This window comes from Streptomyces sp. KLMMK, from assembly GCF_036961605.1.
GTDB classification, from domain to species: Bacteria; Actinomycetota; Actinomycetes; order Streptomycetales; family Streptomycetaceae; genus Streptomyces; species Streptomyces telluris.
In genome coordinates this window covers 1-6,092 of record NZ_JBAMDC010000383.1, presented here as the reverse complement: position 1 = coordinate 6,092, position 6,092 = coordinate 1, and the positions used below count along the sequence as shown (strand labels likewise).

General features: G+C 74.1%; 5 protein-coding genes and 1 pseudogene. 4 read left to right on the top strand and 2 right to left on the bottom strand.

Going from position 1 to position 6,092, the window contains the following annotated elements; translation table 11 throughout:
- The first annotated feature begins 428 nt into the window (after window positions 1-428).
- The 4 genes from V7793_RS31650 (at window position 429) to V7793_RS31635 (ending at window position 4,616) form a co-directional block, all read left to right on the top strand.
- Entirely contained in the window at window positions 429-1,163 is a 735-nt protein-coding gene (locus V7793_RS31650) for a class I SAM-dependent methyltransferase (protein ID WP_336013075.1), read from the top strand.
- On the top strand, window positions 1,160-2,242 hold the full coding sequence (locus tag V7793_RS31645) for a prenyltransferase (RefSeq protein WP_336013073.1): 1,083 nt from the start codon (window positions 1,160-1,162) through the stop codon (window positions 2,240-2,242). The genes V7793_RS31650 and V7793_RS31645 overlap by 4 nt, the downstream gene beginning before the upstream one ends.
- A gap of 78 nt (window positions 2,243-2,320) precedes the next feature.
- Window positions 2,321-3,133: a maleylpyruvate isomerase family mycothiol-dependent enzyme gene (locus tag V7793_RS31640; RefSeq protein WP_336013071.1), complete on the top strand. Its 813-nt coding sequence runs from the start codon at window positions 2,321-2,323 to the stop codon at window positions 3,131-3,133.
- Between the two features lie 67 nt (window positions 3,134-3,200).
- Window positions 3,201-4,616 carry a M1 family metallopeptidase gene (locus V7793_RS31635; protein ID WP_336013069.1) on the top strand — a complete coding sequence of 472 codons (1,416 nt, stop codon included), beginning with the start codon at window positions 3,201-3,203 and terminating at the stop codon, window positions 4,614-4,616.
- Window positions 4,617-4,647: 31 nt separating this feature from the next.
- Here V7793_RS31635 and V7793_RS31630 read toward each other — a convergent pair whose 3' ends face one another.
- Together V7793_RS31630 and V7793_RS31625 are read right to left on the bottom strand one after the other, a co-directional pair.
- Window positions 4,648-5,655, bottom strand: coding sequence for an LLM class F420-dependent oxidoreductase (locus V7793_RS31630; RefSeq protein WP_336013077.1), 1,008 nt, complete (start codon window positions 5,653-5,655; stop codon window positions 4,648-4,650).
- Window positions 5,656-5,891: 236 nt separating this feature from the next.
- A pseudogene (locus tag V7793_RS31625) lies at window positions 5,892-6,092 on the bottom strand (hypothetical protein); the annotation flags it as partial.

Genomic DNA, 6,092 nt, shown 5'->3' with positions numbered 1-6,092 from the left:
GCCGCGGCGGCGCCCGGCCACGACGTGGCGTCCCGGCGGCGCCCCACGAACGCCGTCCGGCACCGCCGTACCCCGCCGCGGGGCTTGCTCGCCGTTGCGGCGGAGGGATGTCGGTGCGGGATCGGTGGGCCCGGTGGGCCGTGCCGCCGGCGCGATCTTTCCGCCGCGGCGGTGCTCAGCCCCCATGGCACGTCCCGGCGGTGCCGAACCGAGCTCGTCCGGCACCGCCGTACCCCGCCGCGGGGCTTGCTCGCCGTTGCGGCGGGGAGGCGTTGCCGTGGCACGCAGGGGCCCGCAGACGCTGCGCCCCGGCGTGGAACGGCCGCCGCCGTGGCGAGCCCCCGCGGCGCGGCTCGGCGGTGCCCGGCGCGCCGTAACCCGTACGTCCCCGCAAACCACCCCGTCCCGCCGGCCGAAGGCAAATACCCGTGCTGACCGTCGATTTCTCCCGCTTCCCGCTCGCCGCAGGCGACCGCGTCCTCGACCTGGGCTGCGGCGCGGGCCGGCACGCCTTCGAGTGTTACCGGCGCGGAGCGCGCGTCGTCGCGCTCGACCGCAACGGCGAGGAGATACGCGAGGTCGCCAAGTGGTTCGCCGCCATGGAGGAGGCCGGTGAGGCCCCGGCCGGGGCCACCGCCACCGCCATGGAGGGCGACGCCCTGGCCCTGCCCTTCCCCGACGACAGCTTCGACGTCGTCATCATCTCCGAGGTGATGGAGCACATCCCGGACGACAAGGGCGTGCTCGCGGAGATGGTGCGCGTCCTCAAGCCGGGCGGCCGGATCGCGGTCACCGTCCCGCGCTACGGCCCGGAGAAGATCTGCTGGGCGCTCTCGGACGCCTACCACGAGGTCGAGGGCGGCCACATCCGCATCTACCGCGGCGACGAGCTCCTGGAGCGGATGCGCGAGGCCGGCCTGGAGCCGTACGGCACCCACCACGCCCACGGCCTGCACAGCCCCTACTGGTGGCTCAAGTGCGCCTTCGGCGTCGACAACGACAAGGCGCTGCCCGTCCGCGCCTACCACAAGCTGCTGGTCTGGGACATCATGAAGAAGCCCCTGGCCACCCGGGTCGCCGAGCAGGCCCTCAACCCGCTCATCGGCAAGAGCTTCGTGGCGTACGCGACCAAGCCGCACCTGCCCGCCGGGGTGGACGCGTGACCCTCTTCAGCCGCGGCTCCGGCCGCACCGAGCGCCTCGTGCTGCCCGGCGTCCTGACCGCCGAGCAGGTCACCGCCACCGTCGCGGGCATTGCCGCCGTCCAGCGCGAGGACGGCGCCATCCCCTGGTTCCGCGGCCACCACCTCGACCCGTGGGACCACGTCGAGGCCGCCATGGCCCTCGACGCCGCCGGCGAGCACGGGCGCGCCGAGGCCGCCTACCGCTGGCTGGCCCGCCACCAGAACGGCGACGGCTCCTGGTTCGCCGCCTACGCCGACGGCGCCGCCGACGAGCCCACCGACCGCTCCCGCGAGTCCAACTTCGTCGCCTACGTGGCCGTGGGCGTCTGGCACCACTACCTCGCCACCGGCGACGACGCCTTCCTCGACAGCATGTGGCCGACCGTCTACGCGGCCGTCGAGTTCGTCCTGGCGCTGCAGCAGGCCGGCGGGCAGATCGGCTGGAAGCGCGAGGACGACGGCACCCCCGTCACGGACGCGCTGCTGACCGGCTCCTCGTCCATCCACCAGGCGCTGCGCTGCGCCCTGGCCATCGCCGAGCACCGCGAGGAGCCGCAGCCGGACTGGGAGCTGGCCACGGGCCTGCTCGCGCACGCGATACGCCGCCACCCGGAGCGGTTCCTCGACAAGGGCCGCTACTCGATGGACTGGTACTACCCCGTCCTCGGCGGCGCCGTCACCGGCGTCGCCGCCAAGGAGCGCATAGAGGAGGGCTGGGACCGCTTCGTGGTGCCGGGCCTGGGCGTGCGCTGCGTGCTGCCCAACCCGTGGGTGACGGGCGGCGAGAGCTGCGAGCTCGCCCTCGCGCTGTGGGTGATGGGGGAGTCCGACCGCGCCGTGCAGATTCTGCAGTGGATCCAGCACCTGCGGGCCGGGGACGGCATGTACTGGACGGGCTACGTCTACGACGACGACGCCGTCTGGCCGGAGGAGCGCACCACGTGGACGGCGGGTTCGCTGCTGCTCGCGGCGGCCGCGCTCGGCGGCGACGAGGCGACGACCGCCGTGTTCGGCGGGGAGCGGCTGCCCTCCGGGCTGGAGCCGGACTGCTGCGCCTAGTCGGCGCACGTGTGAACCGGAATCTGAACGTCCGGGCTGGTCCGGGGAGTTGTCAGTGGGCGGATCTACAGTGAGGTCATGACGACGATGCTCAGTCACGACCGCTACTGTTCCGAGATCCTGCACCAGACCGAGCTGCTGCGCGGTGCCCTGGGCGAGGGCGCCGACGTGTCGGTCACCGTGCCCACCTGCCCGGAGTGGACGCTCGGTCAGCTCCTGCTGCACGTGGGCCAGGCCCACCGCATGGCCACCGGGCTCGTGCGCGATCAGGTCAAGGAGTTCGTGCCGCCGTCCACCGCCGGCCAGGGCGGCCCCACGCCCGCCCCGGGCGAGCCCTCCGTGGACGATCTGCCCGCTCTCGCCGCATGGCTCGGCGAAGGCGCCGAGGCGCTGGTGGCCGTCCTGCGCGAGGCGGGGCCCGACAGCCCGGTGTGGACCTTCTCCGAGGACCACCGGTCCGTCTTCTGGGCCCGCCGGATGACGCACGAGACCCTCATGCACCGCGCCGACGCCCTGGGCGCCCTGGGCGTCCCCTTCACGGCGGAGCCCGAGGTGGCGGCCGACTGCATCGACGAGTGGCTGGGCATCCTCACCTTCCCGGCGGCCCTCGCGTTCAAGCCGCGCCTGGCGGAGCTGCCGGGCCCCGGCCGCACCCTCCACCTGCACGCCACCGACACCCCGGCGGAGCTCGACGCGGAGTGGTTCATCGACCTCACCGGCGAGGGCATCTCCTGGCGCCGGGCCCACGAGAAGGCCGCCGTGGCCGTGCGCGGTCCCGTGACCGACCTGCTGAGCGTCCTCTTCCGGCGCCTTCCCGCCGACAGCGACCGCGTCGAGGTCCTGGGCGACCGCGAGCTGCTCGGCTTCTGGCTGGACCGGGCCGTCTTCTGAAACCCCTCCGGCTCCAGCGAGGTATGTCCTGAGGGACCTTCCCGCAGTCGGATGAGAGCATGACCGCATGACCGTAGTGCCCAGATCCCTCGTGCCCCGGCGGCTGCGGCGGGCCGTGCTGCCCGCCGCCCTCGTGCTCGTCGCGGCCTGCGGCGGTTCCGGTGACGCCGCCTCCCGCAAGGGCGGCGCCCCCGGCGCGGGGGACCCGCTCTTCCCCCGCCTGGGCAACGGCGGTTACGACGTCCGGCACTACGGCCTGACCCTCGACTACGACCCCGAGGACAACCACCTGGAGGCCACGGCCGTCATCACCGCGCGGGCCACGCAGGACCTCGGCGCGTTCAACCTCGACCTCGACGGGCTGAAGGTCCGCAGCGCCCGCGTCGACGGGCAGCCCGCGCGCACCGCCAGGAAGGGCAGCGAGCTGACGGTGACGCCCCGGGCGTCCATCGGCAAGGGCCACGAGTTCGAGACGGTCGTCGTCTACGACGGCACGCCGAAGGAGATCGAGGACGAGGACGGCGACGTCGCCGAGGGCTGGGTCGAGACCGACGACGGAGCGGTCGGCCTCGGCCAGCCCACCGGCTCGATGGCCTGGTTCCCCGGCAACCACCACCCCTCCGACAAGGCCTCCTACGACTTCACGGTGACCGTCCCCAAGGGCTACACCGCCGTGGCCAACGGCGAGCTGCAGCGTCAGCGCGCCAAGGGCGACCGGACCACCTTCACCTGGCACAACGCCGAGCCGATGGCGAGCTACCTGGCCAGTGTGGCCGTCTCCCCCTTCAAGGTCACCACCACCCGCGCCGGCGACCTGCCGCTCTACATCGCCACCCACCCCAAGGAGAGCGCGGCCACGTCCCGCCTGGAGAAGCTCCTGCCCGAGGCCATCGCCTGGGCGAGCGAGCTCTTCGGGCCGTACCCCTTCTCCTCCGCCGGCGCCGTCGTCGACCACAACACCTACATCGACTACGCCCTGGAGACCCAGACCAAGCCCTACTTCAACTCCGCCCCGGACGACGTGACCGTCGTGCACGAAGTCGCCCACCAGTGGTTCGGCAACTCCGTCAGCCCCCGCACCTGGCGCGACATGTGGCTCAACGAGAGCTTCGCCGCGTACGCGGAGTGGATGTGGGAGGAGAAGCACGGCGGGCGCTCCACCCAGCAGATCTTCGACGACTACTACACCGGGAAGGACCCGCTCAGCGAGGGCATCTGGGCCTTCCCGCCCGCCGATCCCGCCCCGGCCACCGTCTCCGACCCGCCCGTCTACGGCCGCGGCGCGATGGTGCTGCACAAGCTGCGCCAGGCCGTCGGCGACAAGACTTTCTTCACGACCGTCCGGGCCTGGGTGAGCGAGCACCGGCACGGCAACGCCGACACCGCCGAGTTCGAGCGGTTCTGGCAGGAGCGCACCGGGAAGAACCTCGGCGGCGTGTTCGGCCCGTGGCTGCACGGGCAGGGGAGGCCGGAGCGGCCGTGACCGCCGGGCGCGCGCCGCCCGCCCGCCCCGGTCACACCAGTTCGGCCAGCACCCGCAGCGTCTCCACGTCCGGCGCGGTCACCAGCAGGTCCGTCACCGGCCCGGCCCGCCACAGCTCCAGCCGCTCCGCGATGCGGCCGCGCGGCCCGACGAGGGAGATCTCGTCGGCGAAGGCGTCCGGCACCGCCGCGACGGCCTCCTCCCGCCGGCCCGCCAGGAACAGCTCCCGCACCCGCTGCGCGGCCTCCTCGTACCCCATGCGGGCCATGAGGTCGGCGTGGAAGTTGCGGCGCGCGTGCCCCATGCCGCCGATGTAGAAGCCCAGCATCGCCTTCACCGGGCGCAGCCCCTCGGCGACATCGGAGCAGACCCGGGCCTGGGCCAGCGGCGCCACCAGGAAGCCTTCGGGCGCGGTGGCGAGGGCGGCCGCGTGCAGGTCCGTCCGCAGCGGGGACCAGTACAGCGGCAGCCAGCCGTCGGCGATGCGCGCGGTCTGCGCGACGTTGCGGGGCCCCTCGGCGCCGAGCAGGATGGGCAGGTCCGGGCGCAGGGGGTGGGTGATGGGGCGCAGCGGCCTGCCGAGGCCGGTCGCGCCGGGGCCGCGGTAGGGGAGCGCGTGGTGGCGGCCGTCCAGCGCCACCGGGGCCCGGCGGTGCAGCACTTGGCGGACCACGTCCACGTACTCGCGCGTCGCGGTGAGCGGGCTGTCCGGGAACGGCCGCCCGTACCAGCCCTCCACGACCTGCGGGCCGGACAGCCCCAGGCCGAGCAGCAGCCGGCCGCCGGAGAGGTGGTCGAGGGTGAGGGCGTGCATCGCTGTGGCGGCAGGGCTGCGGGCGGCCATCTGCGCGACCGCGGTGCCGAGCCGGATGCGGCTGGTGTGCGCGGCGATCCAGGTGAGCGGGGTGAAGGCGTCGGACCCCCAGGACTCGGCCGTCCACACGGAGTGGTAGCCGAGGCGCTCCGCCTCCCGGGCGAGGCCGAGGTGGCGCGGGTCGGGGCCGCGTCCCCAGTAGCCGAGCGCGAGGCCGAGCCGCAACCTGCCCTCCCGGCGGGTCAATGGAGCTGACGCTCCGTCAGATCCGAGGGTTCCGACTCTAGGCCGGAGCCGGGCCCCCGGCAAGGAGTCCCGGCCGCCCGGACGCGCGGCGCCCGCCCGGACCCAAGACGCACGCCTGGCCCGGAGCGGGGCCACCCGGCCGGACCGGCAGGCCCCTGTACATGACGACGGCCCGCCGGGAATCCCGGCGGGCCGTCATCGGCTCACTGCGCGCGTCAGCCGCGCTGGATGCCCGTCGTGTCCTGCAGGACACCGCGCCGGCCGTCCTGCGTCTGGGCGACGAGGGCCTGGCCGCGCTGCTCCACCGCGAGGTACCAGGTACCGGGCGCGAGCTCGGCGATCTGCGACGGCGAACCGTCCTCGCCGTACAGCGGACGGGGCACCGGCACCGCGAACCAGAACGGGGCGAAGTCCCC

Coding starts and splice junctions, on each gene's coding strand:
- V7793_RS31635 (WP_336013069.1), top strand. CDS start 3,201: ATGACCGTAGTGCCCAGATCCCTCGTGCCCCGGCGGCTGCGGCGGGCC.
- V7793_RS31640 (WP_336013071.1), top strand. CDS start 2,321: ATGACGACGATGCTCAGTCACGACCGCTACTGTTCCGAGATCCTGCAC.